The organism is Xanthobacter autotrophicus ATCC 700552 (assembly GCF_043194565.1).
In the GTDB taxonomy this organism is placed as follows: domain Bacteria; phylum Pseudomonadota; class Alphaproteobacteria; order Rhizobiales; family Xanthobacteraceae; genus Xanthobacter; species Xanthobacter autotrophicus_F.
In genome coordinates, this window is sequence record NZ_JBAFVS010000028.1 from 1 (window position 1) to 16,048 (window position 16,048).

The 16,048-nt window shown below is 67.7% G+C and carries 13 protein-coding genes and 3 tRNA genes; 8 read left to right on the top strand and 8 right to left on the bottom strand.

Annotated elements, in window-relative coordinates:
- The first annotated feature begins 275 nt into the window (after positions 1 to 275).
- Positions 276 to 917: a hypothetical protein gene (locus tag V5F48_RS21270; protein WP_394110864.1), complete on the top strand. Its 642-nt coding sequence runs from the start codon at positions 276 to 278 to the stop codon at positions 915 to 917.
- Positions 918 to 939: 22 nt separating this feature from the next.
- Here the strand turns inward: V5F48_RS21270 and V5F48_RS21275 are convergent.
- Together V5F48_RS21275 and V5F48_RS21280 are read right to left on the bottom strand one after the other, a co-directional pair.
- Positions 940 to 1,013, bottom strand: a tRNA-Gly gene (locus tag V5F48_RS21275).
- Positions 1,014 to 1,278: 265 nt separating this feature from the next.
- Positions 1,279 to 1,363, bottom strand: a tRNA-Tyr gene (locus V5F48_RS21280).
- Positions 1,364 to 1,740: 377 nt separating this feature from the next.
- Here V5F48_RS21280 and rlmB point away from each other — a divergent pair.
- From rlmB to V5F48_RS21305, 5 genes are all read left to right on the top strand, one after another.
- On the top strand, positions 1,741 to 2,607 hold the full coding sequence (gene rlmB, locus V5F48_RS21285) for a 23S rRNA (guanosine(2251)-2'-O)-methyltransferase RlmB (protein ID WP_394260238.1): 867 nt from the start codon (positions 1,741 to 1,743) through the stop codon (positions 2,605 to 2,607).
- 505 nt (positions 2,608 to 3,112) lie between these two features.
- Entirely contained in the window at positions 3,113 to 4,780 is a 1,668-nt protein-coding gene (locus tag V5F48_RS21290; protein WP_394260239.1) for an MFS transporter, read from the top strand.
- 124 nt (positions 4,781 to 4,904) lie between these two features.
- A tRNA-Thr gene (locus V5F48_RS21295) sits at positions 4,905 to 4,979 on the top strand.
- Positions 4,980 to 5,783: 804 nt separating this feature from the next.
- On the top strand, positions 5,784 to 6,014 hold the full coding sequence (locus V5F48_RS21300) for a helix-turn-helix domain-containing protein (protein WP_394260240.1): 231 nt from the start codon (positions 5,784 to 5,786) through the stop codon (positions 6,012 to 6,014).
- Between the two features lie 67 nt (positions 6,015 to 6,081).
- Positions 6,082 to 7,137: an Lnb N-terminal periplasmic domain-containing protein gene (locus V5F48_RS21305; RefSeq protein WP_394260241.1), complete on the top strand. Its 1,056-nt coding sequence runs from the start codon at positions 6,082 to 6,084 to the stop codon at positions 7,135 to 7,137.
- A 140-nt stretch (positions 7,138 to 7,277) separates the two neighbouring features.
- On the opposite strand, the gene V5F48_RS21310 is transcribed toward V5F48_RS21305, so the two are convergent.
- Genes V5F48_RS21310 through V5F48_RS21325 form a run of 4 tightly spaced genes read right to left on the bottom strand, consistent with a single transcriptional unit; the run spans position 7,278 to position 11,994 of the window.
- Complete coding sequence (locus V5F48_RS21310; RefSeq protein WP_394260242.1) at positions 7,278 to 8,696, bottom strand: class I adenylate-forming enzyme family protein; 1,419 nt, start codon at positions 8,694 to 8,696, stop codon at positions 7,278 to 7,280.
- 10 nt (positions 8,697 to 8,706) lie between these two features.
- Complete coding sequence (locus V5F48_RS21315) at positions 8,707 to 9,528, bottom strand: enoyl-CoA hydratase/isomerase family protein (RefSeq protein WP_394260243.1); 822 nt, start codon at positions 9,526 to 9,528, stop codon at positions 8,707 to 8,709.
- A gap of 20 nt (positions 9,529 to 9,548) precedes the next feature.
- A complete protein-coding gene (locus V5F48_RS21320; protein ID WP_394260244.1) occupies positions 9,549 to 10,781 on the bottom strand; it encodes an MFS transporter in 1,233 nt (410 codons plus the stop codon).
- 1 nt (position 10,782) lies between these two features.
- Positions 10,783 to 11,994, bottom strand: coding sequence for an ABC transporter substrate-binding protein (locus V5F48_RS21325; RefSeq protein WP_394260245.1), 1,212 nt, complete (start codon positions 11,992 to 11,994; stop codon positions 10,783 to 10,785).
- A gap of 158 nt (positions 11,995 to 12,152) precedes the next feature.
- On the opposite strand from V5F48_RS21325, the gene V5F48_RS21330 reads away from it, so the two are divergent.
- On the top strand, positions 12,153 to 12,893 hold the full coding sequence (locus V5F48_RS21330; protein ID WP_394260246.1) for a FadR/GntR family transcriptional regulator: 741 nt from the start codon (positions 12,153 to 12,155) through the stop codon (positions 12,891 to 12,893).
- A 64-nt stretch (positions 12,894 to 12,957) separates the two neighbouring features.
- A complete protein-coding gene (gene acuI, locus V5F48_RS21335; RefSeq protein ID WP_394260247.1) occupies positions 12,958 to 13,944 on the top strand; it encodes an acrylyl-CoA reductase (NADPH) in 987 nt (328 codons plus the stop codon).
- Positions 13,945 to 14,173: 229 nt separating this feature from the next.
- On the opposite strand, the gene V5F48_RS21340 is transcribed toward acuI, so the two are convergent.
- Complete coding sequence (locus tag V5F48_RS21340) at positions 14,174 to 15,448, bottom strand: MFS transporter (RefSeq protein WP_394260248.1); 1,275 nt, start codon at positions 15,446 to 15,448, stop codon at positions 14,174 to 14,176.
- 25 nt (positions 15,449 to 15,473) lie between these two features.
- Complete coding sequence (locus V5F48_RS21345; protein WP_394260249.1) at positions 15,474 to 16,019, bottom strand: hypothetical protein; 546 nt, start codon at positions 16,017 to 16,019, stop codon at positions 15,474 to 15,476.
- Positions 16,020 to 16,048 lie beyond the last annotated feature (29 nt).

A 16,048-nucleotide genomic window follows, 5' to 3' on the forward strand; every position in this document is an offset into this window, starting at 1 on the left:
CGTTCTCTCTCAGTCGGTCAAGCGCCCCGCACGGGCCGCGAAAAAAGCCGCCGTGGGATAGGGGGTTTCGGATGCGGATGCAAGAGGACCGCGCGGTCCCGCCGGCCGCGCACACGCCGCCCCGCGCCCGCGCCCGCGGGCGCGCTTGCCTGCCGGGGCATGCGGCGACCGCTTTCGACGCGATGTCACAAAATATGCAACCCAATGTTGTCGTAATTTAATACCGCAAAACTAAGCCTGCTCCCGGCTGACGCTTCAGGCTTGGGGGCCTTGCGATGAACACCGTTCTGAAATCCGCGCTCGCGCTGGTGCTTGTCCTGCTGTGCGCCGGCTGCGCCACGGCGCCGAAGCTCGCCCTGTCCCCGGAAGACATACCCACGCTGCATCTTACCGGGGTCAAGGTAACCTTCGCCGCCAACGCCTCGATCCAGTGGCCGGAGGCCAGCCAGCTCGAAGAGAAGGAGCGAAACGCCCCCAACCCCGAGCTGCGGCAAGTCCAGAGGGGCGGCTTCCGCTCCTACGAGGAGCATCGCCTCGCGACCGCCCTCACCACCCAGAGCTTCAAGCAGGTGGAGAGCCTGATGCAAGGCAGCCGTCCGGTCCGGCTCGAGATCGAGATCCGCGAGTTGCTCATCCCGACCACGCAGGAGCGCACCGGGCAGGTGGTGGCGACCACGGTGGTCACAACCGTACTCCTGGGCGGCATTGTCGGAGGTTACGCGCTCGCCGCCACGCCCGGCATTTTCATGACGTATGACCTCGCGCTGGTAGACCAGAACACCAACAAGGTGCTCGCATCGGCGTCTGTGTTGAAGGCCAGCAGCCCTGCCACCCAGTTCAGCGGCGAATCCGTGGATAGCATCGCCGCCGCGGCGGCATCCCAGATCAAGGCCTGGCTGACGCAAAAGATCATGTGAGCGGTGCGCCCGCCGCATGGGCTGGAGCGGGTGAAGGGAATCGAACCCTCGTATTCAGCTTGGAAGGCTGCTGCTCTACCATTGAGCTACACCCGCGCGTCGCGAGGCTTAACACAGCCCTCCGGCGGGCGGAAGACGGGGCCGAGGGGGCTGGGGACAAGTCCGGAGCGATGGCTGTCCGCCCGTGCAGCACCGATCCCAGCGCGCGACCAGGACGCCGGCGCCAGCCGAGGGGCTTCCCCACAAGCCGGGCGCAGGCGCGGGACCACGACGGCCGCTCACGCTTTCAAGGCAAAGTACTGAAACCGGAAAAGGCCGGAGGCCGGGCTTGCGCCCATCTCGTCTCGACCCGCACGACGGGTGGTGGAGGGGGTTGGATTTGAACCAACGTAGGCAGAGCCAACGGATTTACAGTCCGTCCCCTTTAACCACTCGGGCACCCCTCCATCGACGCCCGTCGCACCGGTTCACTCCAGCGTGACGCTGGAGAGGCTTCTTACCAAGCTGGTGATCCAAGGAATTCCCAGCAGCGCGAAGCCGGCGACGAGCACGCTCAAATCACCGTCCGAGGATCGGGTTTATGTGAAAGCTGTGCGCTGAAGTCAACCGGAAATGCTGCCGGTCGGCGCCGCCTGTGGACGGCGCGCCGCCGGTGCCCCGCCACGGCAGTCGCTGCCGCCCGCTCCAACGGCCCCGCGCGGCGCGGCCCCGCTTCCCCGTGCGACGCCCCCTCGCCGCGTGACCCCTGCCCTGCCCGCTTGACCCCTGGCCTGCCCGCGTGACGCCCCTTGCGCCGGACGGCGTGGTCTGACAAAGCCTCCCCATGTCCGACCGTCCGCCCCGCGAACCCCGCCGCCCCGGCTCCCGCCCGCCCTTCACGAGCCGCCCCGGCGCGCCCGGCGCCCCGCGCTGGGCCAAAGGCGGCGGTGGCGGCGGCGGCAAGGGCAGCGGAAAGCCGCCGTCCTGGGCGGGAGCGGACGACGTGGCCCTGCTCTATGGCTGGCACACGGTGGCGGAGGCCATCGGCAATCCCCAACGGCGCTTCCGGCGCCTGCGCGCCACCGAAAACGCCATCCACCGCCTCGAAGAGGAAGGGCTCACCCCGCCGATCCCGCCGGAGATCGTGCGGCCGGGCGACATCGACAAGCTGCTGGGCGCGGACGCGGTGCACCAGGGCCTCCTCGCCGAGGTGGACCACCTGCCCTCCCCGCGCCTGAAGGACATTGCCAAGACCGACCTGGTGCTGGTGCTGGACCAGATCACCGACCCGCACAATGTGGGCGCCATCGTGCGCTCGGCGGCGGCGTTCGCGGTCAGCGCCATCGTCACCACCGCCCGCCACAGCCCGGCCGCCACCGGCGTCCTCGCCAAGAGCGCGTCGGGCGGGCTGGAGCATGTGCCCTTCTGCCTGGTGACGAACCTGTCGCGCGCGCTCACCGAACTGAAGGACAACGGCATGCTGGTGGTGGGCCTCGACAGCGAGGGTCCCGCCGACCTGGAGGACACGCCCATGCGCGCCCCCCTCGCCTTGGTGCTGGGCGCCGAAGGCAAGGGCCTGCGCCAGCTCACCCGCGAGACCTGCGACGTGCTCGCGCGCATCGACCTGCCGGGCGCCATCAAGAGCCTCAACGTGTCCAATGCCGCCGCCCTCTCCCTGGGCATGGCGCGACGGGTGATGAAGCGCGGCTGACTTGAGGGCTGACCTTGGGGGCTGACCTTGGGCGCTGACCTTGGGCGCTGACCTTGGGCGCTGACCTGGGGCGCTGACCTGGGGCCCCGCGCCCGAACATCTTGCAGTGCCGCGAAACTGTTCGCGGTTGCACCTAAGACCATTGACCAATCGTAAGTCCGCCGCACCTTCGTCATGGTATTGCCATGGCGCACGGTGCGCCGAGAGCATGCGCCGATCAGATCGTTTCAATCTGCTCGGAACCGGCTCCAGAGCACGCGCTGGCCGACTCGCACCGTGTTGGGCCAGACCACGCGTTCTCTTTGTTCAAGTGAAAGCCTGCCGGAACATATCCGCACGCCAGAGGCGGAAGCGGCGGGCCGACGGAGGAACGCCAAGGGACACCGCCGCATCTCCTGCGCGCGGATGCCTTGCGTTGTGCCGGCCCGGCCCGCCTTCCGACAGATCGTGTTCAGTTCGACATCCGCCCCGGGCGGAGCCCTGATGCGACGGGAGGGACTTTTCCATGAGCGTGACGACTGCAGGGACGGCCGCCAAGCCGCGTCCCATGACCCGGGAGGAGAAGAAAGTCATCTTCGCTTCCTCCCTCGGCACCGTATTCGAGTGGTACGATTTCTATCTGTATGGCTCGCTGGCGGCCATCATCGGCGCCCAGTTCTTCAGCGCCTATCCGCCGGCGACCCGCGATATCTTCGCCCTGCTGGCTTTCGCCGCCGGCTTCCTGGTGCGCCCGTTCGGCGCCATCGTGTTCGGTCGTATCGGTGACCTCGTCGGCCGCAAATACACCTTCCTCGTCACCATCCTGATCATGGGCCTGTCGACCTTCATCGTCGGCATCCTGCCCAATGCCGCCTCCATCGGCATTGCCGCGCCCATTATCCTCATCGCCCTGCGCCTGCTGCAGGGCCTCGCGCTCGGCGGTGAATATGGCGGCGCCGCAACCTATGTGGCCGAGCACGCCCCCCACGGCCGCCGCGGCTTCTACACCTCGTGGATCCAGACCACGGCAACGCTGGGCCTGTTCCTGTCGCTCATCATCATCCTCTTCACCCGGACCCTCACCGGCGAAGAGGCCTTCCGCGACTGGGGCTGGCGCATTCCCTTCCTCGTCTCCATCGTCCTGCTCGGCGTTTCGGTCTGGATTCGCCTCCAGCTCTCCGAATCCCCGACCTTCAAGAAGATGAAGGAAGACGGCACCACCTCCAAGGCGCCGCTGACGGAAGCGTTCGGCCGGTGGTCGAACCTGAAGATCGTGCTGCTCGCCCTGTTTGGCCTGGTCGCCGGCCAGGGCGTGGTGTGGTACACGGGCCAGTTCTATGCCCTGTTCTTCCTGCAATCGATCCTGAAGGTGGATGGCTACACCTCCAACCTGCTGATCGCGTGGTCGCTGGTGTTCGGCACCGGCTTCTTCGTGTTCTTCGGCTGGCTCTCCGACAAGATCGGCCGCAAGCCCATCATCCTGGCGGGCTGCCTGATCGCCGCGGCGAGCTATTTCCCGCTGTTCAACATGATCACCTCCTACGCCAACCCGGCGCTCGAAAAGGCGATCCAGAACGTGCGGGTGGTCGTGGTGTCCGATCCGGCCAATTGCGGCAGCCTGTTCAACCCCGTCGGCACCCGGATCTACTCCGCCCCGTGCGACATCGCCCGTGACTTCCTCGCGAAGTCCTCGGTGAAGTATTCGACGGAAGCAGGTCCCGCCGGCTCGCCGGTGCAGTTGAAGGTGAATGACGCCGTGGTGCCCTACACCGCCGACTTCTCGAAGACCGCCGTCGCGGCGCTTCAGGCGGCCGGCTACCCCAACGCCGCGACGAACAAGGACATCGTGAAGATGTCTCATCCGTTCGACATCTTCCAGCCGCGGGTCGCGGCGGTGATCGGGCTCCTGTTCATCCTCGTCCTGTTCGTGACGATGGTGTACGGCCCCATCGCGGCGGCGCTGGTGGAACTGTTCCCGGCCAGCATCCGCTACACCTCCATGTCGCTGCCCTACCACATCGGCAACGGCTGGTTCGGCGGCCTTTTGCCGGCCACCGCCTTCGCCATGGTGGCGGCCACCGGCGACATCTACTACGGCCTCTGGTACCCGATCGTGATCGCCCTGATGACCTTCGTCATCGGCCTTCTGTTCGTGCCCGAGACCAAGGATCGCAACATCGATCACTGGCACTGACGCCGGCGCGCGGTTCCCCCGCGCCGCGTCCGGCCCGGCAGGATGGCCCCGCCTCAAAGGCGGGGCCATTCCTTTCTGGAGCGCTTGTCGCCCCGCGACAGCGCTGCTAGATCAGAACGGCGGCGCCGGATTAGCACAGCGGTAGTGCAGCGGTTTTGTAAACCGAAGGTCGGGGGTTCGATCCCCTCATCCGGCACCATTTTCCGATCCCCCGGACGAGACGAGGTAGAAATGGCGTTCGATTTCGGGCGCACCCCGGCGGCGATCATTGCGGCGGGGGCGTGATGGTGCGGCCGATCGATGGGCTGGTGGAGACCTGGTTCGTCGTCGTCCATCGCGAGACGACCGCCTGGTAGGTGCGGCTGCTGGCGGCTGGGCAGTACCGGCATGTTTCGGCGGTGGGCTGGAGCCGGGCGGCGAACTGCTGGGTGCTGGTCGATCCGCGGCGGCGCGCCACGATGGTGCTGGCGCTCCCGGATGGCTCGGCGGCGCAGGCATGTACTGAACGCCCAAGCACACCTCGGCGGGGCTCTGCCAGTGTTTCGCGAAGCCCCAGCGCCGGAATTCCCCCGGGGGTGTCCGTGCGAGAAAATCGATGCCGAAGCCGAAGTGGCTGGATTCGCATAGGCTTTTGCGGGCAACGGCGGCCGGACGGACAGGTAGCGAGCGCTCGCCGCCTCGACGTCCGCTGTGAGGCGGACATGCTCGCACTTCAGTGGCTGCCACTGGTCCCAAAGTGCGGTTATCGGGCTCGTGCCGGGCGCCGAGGCCTCTGCCTCCTTCGGCAGGATGGCGACGGGCACGGCCAACATGGCGACGGTCGCCGCGGTGGTGCCGGCTTTCAGAGAGTCTCGGCGGCTGGGCGTCTGGTCAGCAGGCAAGCCGGGGGCGGCTGCCGGAACGGTGTAGATCGGCATTTGGGTTGTTCCAGCGGCAATCAACATTTAATGTTGAGACGCCAGAAGCGAGCGCGGACCCCTGTCAACATAAAATGTTGAGCCCCATGACCCCAGCACAATGCCGTGCAGCCCGCGCTCTCCTTGATCTGACCCAACCGGCCTTGGCAGAAGCTGGCCAACTCGGTCTCTCCACGATCGTCGACTTCGAGCGCAGCCGAAGGGCCGTCTCTGCAGAGGCTGTAGATGCCATCCGCGCAGCTCTCGAAGCCGCCGGCGTGCTCTTCATCGACCAGAACGGCAATGGTCCGGGAGTGCGGCTGAAGGAGCGCGGCTAACGGAGGAGGCACTGCGCGTTTCGGTGTATAGCGGGCGCGAGATGGTGGCTTCGGAGGGGTTTCGGTGATGGTGACGGCAACTGCGCGGGCCATCCGGCGCGCCCTGGGCGTGGTGGCGGGGGTGGTTGTTGTCGCGGCCGGTCTCTATCTCGGGCTCGCCATCCATTACTGGATCGCCTGGCCGGCGGCGGTCCGACAGGCGGGGAGCTTCGCCTTTCCCCTCGCCGTAATCGCCCTCTGGTTCGCTCCCGGTCTCGGGCGCGTATCCCGCCGGGCGGTAGCGCTCGCCGGCATCGCGACGCTCTGCATGGCGTTCTTCAGCACGGAGCCGATCGAGCAGGACTGGGTGGCGCTCCAGCAGCACAATCCCACGGCGGTGATCGACGGCGACAGGGTCACCATCCGCAATTTCCGCGATGCGCTGCATCAGCCCGGCGAGGCATCCGTGCCGCGGTGGACCACGGCCACCTTCGACCTGTCGACCCTCACCGGCGCCGACCTCATCATCCAGCCGTTCGGGAGCATGAAGGCGCTCGCCCACGTCATGCTCTCCTTCGGCTTCGCCGACGGACGGCACGTGGTGGTCTCCATCGAGGCGCGGCAGGCCAAGGGCGTCAGCTTCGACGCGGTCGCCGGCTTCTTCCGCCGGGATCCCATCTATCCGGAGATCGGCAGCGAGCGGGACCTCATCTGGAACCGCCTCGCGCGCTCGCCGCCCGACGAGGTGCAGATCTTTCCGATCCATCGGGACGCGGCGGCGATCCGCCTCTATTTCGAGCGCATCCTCGCCTTCATCAACCGGGTGGACGCGCGCCCGATCTTCTACTCGACCCTGCGCGAGAGCTGCATGACGACGCTCATGAACCTCGCGCCGGAAAGCTTTGCCGAGGTGCCCTGGCACGACATCCGCCGATGGATCCCCGGCTACTCCCTGAGCCTGTTCCAGCAACTCAGGCTGGTGGATGACGGCATGTCCCCGGAGGAGATGGCGAGGGCCCACGGGCTGCGCGACGGCGTCCGCTTACCGGAGGAGTTTCCGTCCGATGCGGCGTGGAGCGGCTACCTGCGCGCGAAGCTCCCGGTCAGCGCGGCGGGGGCAGTGCGCCCCTTAAACGCGAACTGAGGCGAGGGCATCCCCCAGCGCACCACAGGGCGCAACTCGCTGGCGCCGGCCCTCTGGACCCGCGCCCGGCTCGTGCAACGCCTCTTCCGGCAAAACGCGAGCGTATTGGCCAGTGGATTCCCATGCCGATCCCATCGCCACTACAGCTTGCGGGCCTGGGCCAACTCCCGAACTCCTGCGCGCAGGGCCTTCCCGGTGGGGCCCGTCGGAAGACCATCGACCATATGGATCGCATCGGGCACCTTGAAGCGTTCCGTCCGCCCCTTGCACCAATTGCGAAGCTCATCGGCGGTCTCGGTGCGCCCCGGCTTGAGGACCACGGCGACATGCAGGGCCTCGCCCAGCCGCAGGTCCGGGACGCCCGCACAGAGCACCTGTGCCACGGCGGGATGCGCCGACAGCATCAGCTCGATCTCGGCCGGAGCGATCTTGTTGCCACCGCGCGAGATGATTTCCTTGATGCGGCCGACGATCTCGACGAATCCATCAGGACGTTGGCGCGCCACGTCGCCGGTGCGGAAATAACCATCGGCGAACGCGGCCTCGGTCAGATCCGGATTGTCCAGATACCCCAGCATGCCGAACGGCGAGCGAACCTGCAGCTCGCCTTGTGACGCGCCTGCCGGTGCTGTTACGGGGGCAGGCTCATCGGCGGAGAGGCGGTAGGTGATGCCCCGGGTCGGCACGCCGATGGAGCCGCGGCCGGGCGCAGCATCGCGTGGCCCCAGGCAGAAGTCGCAGGAACCCGTCTCGGTCAAGCCGTAGAGGTCGAAGACGCCGGCGGCGGGCAACTGGTGGGAGATCTGGCCGGACAATTGCGCGCCCAGCGCCTCGCCGCCGGTGAGGATGGCGCGCAGCGCCGGCGCCTCCATCTCTCCCGCGCCGAACATGGTCCGCAGCATGGAGGGCACCGTAGCCAGCACCGTCGCGCCCTGCAGCCGCTGGCGCAGCGCGACGGGCGAGAACTTGCCCACGAGCGCCAATCGCGCTCCCGCCCGGAGCGACAGGAGCGCCACCCACAGGCCGAAGATGAAAATGAGCTGCAGCGGCAGGACGACCGTGTCCAGGGGCGACAGCCGCAGAAGCTCCTGCAGGGCGTCGAGCTTCGCCGCCAAGCGATCGTGGCCGAGCACGACGCCCTTCGGCTTGCCGGTGGAACCGGATGTGAACACCACCAGCGCCGCGCCCCGCAGCAACGGACGCTCCGGCGGCGGGGCATCGGCCAGGGTGATCAGTTCGCCATCGGCCAGGAGGAAGCGGGGGCGGACGTGTTCAAGCATCGCCGCGCGGGTCGTCTCGGCGGCTGCGGCGTGGAGTGGAACCACCACGCCCCCCGCCTGCCAGACGCCGAACAGCGCGGCAAGGTCTGCCACGCGGTTGGCAACGGTCACCACCACCGGCTCGTCAGGCCGGACCCCGGCGGCGCCCAGGCGCGCGGCAAGGACAGCGGCGGCCGATGCAAGGGCCCCCGTCCCCGAGGTGGCGCAGTCATCCTCGACTTCGCCAGTTGCCGTTGAAAGAATGCCGCAGAGTGCGCCGGGCTGTGTCTCGGGGGGCATCGCGATCCCCTCAGGCGTCGCGGGCGGGAAAGCGGGCGTCGCGCCAGGCGATGGCCGCCCTCAACCCGTCGCGTCGGGCCACATCGAAGAAGGCGATCTTGTCGGCCGAGCCGGCACCCTCGATGGCGAGATCGATCTCCAGCGCGCTTTCCAGCGCCTGCAGCATGCCCTGCGTCTCCAGCGCCCGGTTGAGTGCGCGCTTGGTCTCCTTCACCAGGCCCGGATCGATGGCCCCGATGTGCCGGGCGATGCGCAGGGCCTCGGCGTCCAACCCGTCGCCATCGACCACACGGTTGATCATGCCGATCTCGGCGGCACGCCGTGCCGGCACCCGGTCCTCGCCGAGGAGGATGATCTCCTTGGCGATCTTGGGACCGACGATCCAGGGCAGCAGCATCACCACGATGCCGGCGCCGAACTTCAATTCCGGCTCGCCGAAGAAGGCATCCTCGGTGGCGATGGTCATGTCGCAGGCGAGGGCCAGTTCACAGGCACCGGCGAGGCACGGGCCGCGCACCGCGGCGATGGTGGGCTTGGGGCAATGCCAGAACCGCATCACCGTGTCGAAATCCTTGCGCAGCAGCGGGCGCCAGGCATCCACGCCGACCGGGCGCGCCTCCATCTGCGCCTTCAGGTCGAAGCCGGAGGAGAAAGCATTGCCGGCTCCGCGCACGATCACCGCCTTCACGCCCGCATCGACCTCGGCCACGTCCATGGCGGCATTGATTTCGCCCAGCATCTCCTGATCCAGGGCATTGGTGCGCTCGGGCCGGTTGAGGGTGATGCGGGCGACGCCGTGGAGCGTCTCGTAGAGGATCTTGGAATAGGTCATGGGTGCCTCGTCGGGAAACGTCAGCGGCGACCGCCTGCCATGGCTGAAGCCTCGGGCCGCAGCCTGAGACGGAGCATGGCGAGGACGCCGAGGAAGGGGCCGATGGCCAGCAGGCAGAAGGCGTAGCGCCAGCCGAGCAGATCCACCGCATAGGGCAGCAGATGGATGCTCGCCAGGGTGATGAGGAAGCCGACGCACGTCTGAACCGTAAGCATGGTGCCCACCAGGCTCCGGTCGGACAATTCGGTGACGGCGGCGGAGAATTGCGCGGAATCGGCGATCACGCTCACGCCCCAGATCAGGGCGACGGGCAGCAGCAGCCAGGGGGAGGCGCCGAAGAGCAGGCCGATGCCCGCCGCGCACAGGCCGCTGACGGCCATGGACAGGGCGGTGACGAATGTGCGGCCGAGACGGTCCGCCGCAAACCCGCCGCCCAGCGCGCCCAGCGCGCCGATGGCCACCACCGCGAAGGTGGCAAGACGGGGATCGAAGGGCGGGGCATCACCGTAGCGCAAGGCGAAGCTCGCGGCGAAGAAGGCGCCGATCCACGCCCACATGGCGTAGAGCTCCCACATGTGGCCGAAATAGCCGAGGTTGGCGAGCCGCAGCGCCGGCCGGCGGACGGCATCGAGGGCATTGGACAAGCGCAGGGGCGGCGCCTTGGCCTGGTTGGGCCCCACCTGCGCGAAGCGGATGAGGAACGCGGCGATGAGGGCGCTCGCGGCCGCGCCCGCGACGGGCGCCCGCCAGTCGAGCCCGCCCATGGCAGCCATGGCGTGCGGCGACGCGGACCCCAGCGTTAGGGCCGCAACCAGCATGCCGATGAGCAGGCCCAGGTCGCCCCGCGCCCAGGTGGCGGCAAGCTTCATTCCCACCGGATAGACACCCGCCATGCACATGCCGGTGACAAAGCGCAGGACCGCCACGGCCGGGTGGGTGGGCTCGAACAGCAGGATTGCGCCGTTGGCCAATGCGGCGACGAGGGCGGACGCCGAGAACAGGGTTCTCAGGTCCGCCCGGTCGGCGAGGGAGAGCAGCGCGCTTAGAAGCGTGCCGGCGACGAAGCCCGCCTGGACGGAACTGGTGAGCAGGGCTTCCTGGAACGGCGACAGGTCCCATTGTGCCCGGATGGCGCCGAGGGAGGCGGTCGTGGCGAACCAGGTCGCCATGGCGGCGACCTCGGCGATCACCAGGATCGCCAGGGAGAAGGCCTTGCCCTTCGGCCGGATGGCGGGCTGCGCCGGCGCGCGCACCTCAGCCCGCCTTCTTCAGCATGGGGCAGGTCTCCGGCGACATGGGTCGGAAGGCCTCGCTGCCGGGGATGGTGGCAATGAGCTTGAGATAATCGAAGGGGCCCTTGGAGTCCGCCGGCGCCTTCACCTGCCACAGGTACATGTCGTGAATGGTACGCCCGTCGGCACGGATTTCGCCCTTACCGAACAGCGGATCATCGGTGGGCATCTGCTTCATCTGGGCGACGACCGCGGCACCGTCGCGCGCCTTGGCCTTGTCCATGGCGGCGATGGCCTTCATCCAATGCAGGGTGGAAGCATAGGTGCCGGCCTGGTTCATGGTGGGCATGCGGCCGTTGTTGCGGGCGCCGAAGGCCTTGCCGAAGGCGCGGGTGCCGTCGTTGAGGTCCCAGTAGAAGGCATTGGTCAGCATCAGGCCCTGTGCCGTCTTGAGGCCGAGGGCGTGGATGTCCGACAGGAAGATGAGCAGGCTCACCAGCTTCTGCTTCTGGCTGAGGCCGAACTCGGCCGCCTGCTTTACGGAATTGATGGTGTCGCCGCCGGAATTGGCCAGGGCCACCACTTTTGCCCCGCTGCCCTGGGCCTGCAGGATGAAGGAAGAGAAGTCCGAGGTCTGGAACGGCGCCAGCGCACGTCCCATCACCTGGCCGCCATTGGCCTTCACCACCTCGGCGGCGTCGCGCTCCAGGGCGTGGCCGAAGGCGTAGTCGGCGGTGAGGAAGTACCAGGACGTCCCGCCCTGCTTGATCATGGCACGGGCCGTGCCGTTGGCCAGAGCCCAGGTGTCGTAGGTCCAGTGGACCGTGTTGGGCGAGCAGGCCTTGCCGGTGAGGTCCGAGCTGCCGGCGCTGGCGACGAGAAAGACCTTGTTCTTGTCGCGGCTGATGTCGGCAACGGCGAGCGCAACCGACGATGTGGGCACGTCGACGACGGCGTCCACCTTGTCGAGGTCGAACCAGCGGCGCGCGATGGATGAGCCCACATCCGCCTTGTTCTGGTGGTCGGCCGCGACCACTTCCACCTTGAAGCCGTGCTTCTCCGGCTTGAAATCCTCCACCGCCATCTGCGCCGCGGTGACAGAACCAGGGCCGGCAATGTCCGAATAGAGGCTCGACTGGTCGTTGAGCACGCCGATGCGGAAGGTGGGAAGGTCTTCCGCATGGGCTGCGACCACGCATGACAGCATGGCCGCCGCGGCAATGGCAGCGCGCATTTTTCTCTCCCTGGCGTTGTTTGGCCGCGGCGTCTTCGTCCGCGATCGACCAAACGAAAACGTCCATTCCCCTATTTGTCAAACAAATAATTTTTAGGTTGATTTGACCGCCCACTTCTGAGACCAAGAAGGGGAGACAGGGAGTGTGGGCAAACCAGATGGAACCGACTTACGGCCAGATTGTCACCACCAGCGCCGCCAGCCAGATCGCGGACCAGCTTCAACAGGCGATCGTGGACGGGCGGCTCAAGGTGGACGAGCGCCTGCCGACCGAAGAGGAGCTGGCCGTCCAGTTCGGCGTGTCGCGCCCCACCGTGCGCGAGGCGCTGAAGCGGCTGGCGGCGCGCCACCTCATCCGCTCGCGGCGGGGCCCGACCGGCGGCACGTTCGTCACCGGGCCGTCGGCCGAGGATCTGGCGGCCAGCCTCGGCACCTCGGTCACCCTCATGGTGGCGAGCGGCGGCATCACGCTCGAGGAGATGGCCACGGCCCGGCTGGAGATGGAGGCCGTGTGCTGCCGCCTTGCCGCGCAGAACCGCACCGACGCACATCTCGCGGCGCTGGAGGCGGAGATCGCCCTGCAGAAGACGGCCGCCATCTCCGACCAGGATTTCTGCGCCTCAGACGTGCGCTTCCATCGGGCGGTGGTGGACGCGGCGGGCAACGCGCTGCTGCGCTTCCTCATGAACGCGGTGGTGGAAGCCCTCATGCCGGTGAGCAACATGATCATCTTCCGCGTTCGCGACCGGAAGGAGATCGTCGGCCACCACGAGCGCATGCTCGCGGCTCTGAGGGAGCGGGACGGCGAGGCCGCTGTCGAGGCCCTCGGCGGGCTCGTCCACTACATCCGCGCGCAGTACGCGAAAGCCGACGAAGCCCGCAAAGCCCCTCGCCGTTGACGCCCGTTCGCCGGCATCGGGCTGCATCTGGTGTTTCACAGACAAGACCACAGGGAAACGTCGCATGAGCAACGAAACGTTTCGCGCCCTCATGGCGCGAAAGACAGAGGCTGGTCAGTCCATCGCCCTCGAAACCATCACCGAAGCGGACCTGCCCGAGGCGGATGTGACGGTTGATGTCGAATATTCTTCGTTCAACTATAAGGACGGGCTCGCCCTCAAGGGCCTCAGCCGCATCCTGCGCGCCTTGCCCATGGTGCCGGGCATCGACTTTGCCGGCACCGTTCGATCCAGCGCCAGTCTCGATTTCCAGGCCGGCGACAAGGTGGTGCTCACCGGTTGGGGCATGGGCGAAAGCTGGTCCGGCGGCTTTGCGCAGCGGGCGCGCGTGAAGGGCGAATGGCTGGTGAAACTGCCCGAAGGGCTCTCCAGCCGCCAGGCCATGGCGATCGGCACCGCGGGCCTCACCGCCATGCTCTGCGTGGATGCCCTGGAACGCTACGGCATCGCCGCTGGCGGCAACGTGCTGGTGACGGGCGCAGCGGGTGGTGTCGGCAGTGTCGCGGTGCGCCTGCTCTCGCGCCTCGGGTACAAGGTCAGCGCCCTCACCGGCCGCCGCAGCGAGGAAGACTTCCTGAAGAGCATCGGAGCCGCCGAAATCGTCGACCGGGACACCTACACAGCAGCGGGGAAGCCCCTGCAGGGCGAGCGCTGGCACGGGGCGGTCGACACGGCAGGCGGGCATATCCTTGCCAACGTGCTCGCCTCGACCGTCTATAGCGGCGCGGTGGCCGCCTGTGGCCTCGCCGCGGCGACAGACCTGCCGACGACGGTCTTCCCCTTCATCCTGCGGAACGTGGCGCTCCTCGGGGTCGATTCGGTGAACTGCCCCACGCCGCGGCGCGCGCACGCGTGGAAGCGCCTTTCGGAACTGCTTGAGCCGGGCGACCTCGATCTGGTGACGCAGGAAGTCGGCCTCGATGACCTCCCCAAGCTTGCCGATGACATCCTTGCCGGCCGCGTCCGAGGCAGAACAGTGGTCCACACCTAGGACCGCGCACCTCCACCGCCCCGAAAAGACCAAGGGACTGCGTTGCCGGCCACCGCGGCGCAGCTCCTTCGGTTCGGGGACGCGACCGCCCCGACGGGCATCTTGCCTTCCAGTCCCTCAACCGTGGGGAAATCGGCATTGCTGATGTCGAGAGTGGAGGCGACGATGCCGCCCCCGTTCACCTGCGATGTGCCGATTAAGAGGATGCCTGGAAGGGCTCGGCGAATGCTCAGGCGGGCTTGCGGTCGGCGTCGGGGTGGTGAAAGGCGAGCACCAGCACCACCGAGGACAGGGCCAGCCCCGTCATCAGCAGGAAGCCGTCGGCGAACGATCCGCGCAGGCCGAGCACCCATCCGGTGATCACCGGCGCCGCGAAGCCCGACAGGGCGAAGCCGAAATCCATGATCCCGAGCGCGGTTGCCGCGCGCTTCGGCGCCACGTCCACGTTCACCGCATAATAGGCCGCGTTGGCGCCCATGGAGGCAGCCACCGCCACGGTGATGCCGGAAATCGCAACAGTGAGGTTGTTGCTGAGGGCCACCGGCACCACCGCCAGCGCCGCGACGAACTGCGTGCCGGCGATGAGATAGGAGCGCGCGACCCTGAGCCGGCCGGTGACCTTCAACAGATGGTCCGACCAGCGCCCGAGCCCCCACAGCGCGACGGCGGCCGCAAACCATGGCAGGACGGTGAAGACGCCCACCTGCGCCAGGTTGAGCCCGTAAGCCTGGTGCAGGTAACTCGGCAGCCATGTCATGAAGAAAAACAGGAAATAGCCGAACACGAAGAAGGCCCAGTAGTTCACCAGCAATGTGTGGTTGGTGAGCAGGGCGCGGATTTCGGCCGCCCCGGGCCATTCGCGCACGGCGTGATGCGCGCTCTCGTCCCGTCCGGCCCGGATATGGTCCAGCTCCGCCGCGTTCACATGGCGCGATTGGGCGGGATCGTCGCGGAACAGGAGAAACCAGAGCGGCACCCACGCAATGGAAATCGCGAACAGCACGGCGAAGGCCCAGCGCCAGTCCAGCACCGCCAGCAGTTGGGTGACGATGGGGCCGCCGATGGCGAGCGCCAGCGGCACCGAGACCAGCGCATAGCCGAGCGCGGTGGCCTGCTCCTGCGGCGGCAGCCAATGGCTCACGGCACCGGCGAGCGCCGGGAAATTCGGCCCTTCCGATACGCCGAGCAGGGTGCGCGCCAGATACAGGGTGAGGAAGCCCGTGGCCGCCCCGGTCAGGCCGATGGAGAAGCTCCACAACAGCGCGGCGATGGTGAGCACCAGGCGCGCGCCGTAGCGATCCACCGCGAAGCCGCCGAGCAGGGTCGTTACCGCATAGCCGAGGCCGAAGGCGCCGAGGACGATCCCCGCATCGCCCTTCGAGAGTCCGAGCTCCTGTTCCATCAGCGGGATGGCATAGGAGATGGCGGCCCGATCAATGTAGTTCACCACGGTGACTGCAAAGAGCAGGAAGATCACCACCATATGGAAACGAGTCGCCCGCATGTCCTGCTCTCCCCGATGACTGGCCTTACACCCGCGAACGTGCCCACAGCACCAGCCCGGCCACTGCGACCAGCACCACCGCCGCGAGGGCCACGAACAAGGCCGACTGGTCAAGCCAGGCCACCGCGGGCACGCACAGCGCCATGACCACGCCGTTTAGGCACATGCGCCAGGACGCGGTGTGGACGCCGGCAACGAAGGTGCCCAGGGCGAGCAGCAGCAGCACCACAAGGCTGGTGGAATCGGCATCTGCCACCGCCTGAACGCTGGGCAGAAACACCAGGTTCATGGCGGCGAGGAACGCGCCCCAATGCAGCACCTGCGTCCAGAGGAGACGGACGCGCTCGTCCTTGTCCGCCGCCTTCGACCAGCCGGAGAAGATCCCGACGGCGAAGCTGACCAGGGCCACCAGCTCCCAATAGGTGGCGAGTGGGCTGCGCGTCATCGCCCCGTAGGCGACCCCGCCCACGGTCATGATCAGGATGGCGAGGTAGGGCATTTCGCGCACCCAGAAGCGGCCGGCGTCCGGTTCGGGCGCCGCCGCGCCGGCGGGCTGGTATTCGGTGCTCATGGCTGTCGTCCTCTCCGCCGGCGCGCGCT